We start from the raw sequence: 459 nt of genomic DNA, 5'->3' as shown, positions 1-459 counted from the left end.
ACCAACTAAATCACATAATATCCTCAGTTCTTTTCTCTTTTTTGAGGTTCAAAAATTGTAACCAATTCCATATAAATCTCTTTAGTTTCCTAACTAATGTATTTATCTTATTATTAATCAAGGRTKGATTATATAGCTAGAACGACCCTCACAAATWGCAAATAYTAATTTGTTAAGAATTAATCGGATTGAAGCTATAGCGTCATCGTTCGCTGGAATCGAAATATCTCCAAGATCGGGGTCACAATTTGTATCGATTAAACAAATTGTTKGAWTTMCCAAAGTARTACATTCTCGAAGAGCTGTATATTCTTCGTGCTGATCAACAATGATTACAATATCRGGTAMCCCCGTCATATATTTAATCCCGCCCAGATATGTTTGYAAGTGAGATAATTGTCTTTTCAACATAGCTGCATCTCTTTTCGGAAGACGATTAAATCTGCCCATCTTTTGTTC

Annotated in this window: 1 protein-coding gene; it reads right to left on the bottom strand. The window is 33.5% G+C overall.

Going from position 1 to position 459, the window contains the following annotated elements:
• Positions 1 to 117: 117 nt before the first annotated feature.
• Positions 118 to 450 (bottom strand): 30S ribosomal protein S2, encoded by a 333-nt coding sequence (gene rpsB, locus EZV76_RS17960; protein WP_500683431.1) that lies wholly within the window; start codon positions 448 to 450, stop codon positions 118 to 120.
• Positions 451 to 459 lie beyond the last annotated feature (9 nt).

The organism is Flagellimonas alvinocaridis, assembly GCF_004916895.1.
GTDB classification, from domain to species: domain Bacteria; phylum Bacteroidota; class Bacteroidia; order Flavobacteriales; family Flavobacteriaceae; genus Flagellimonas; species Flagellimonas alvinocaridis.
The sequence above is the reverse complement of the archived record's forward strand: the minus strand, read 5'-3'. Positions and strand labels throughout refer to the sequence as shown.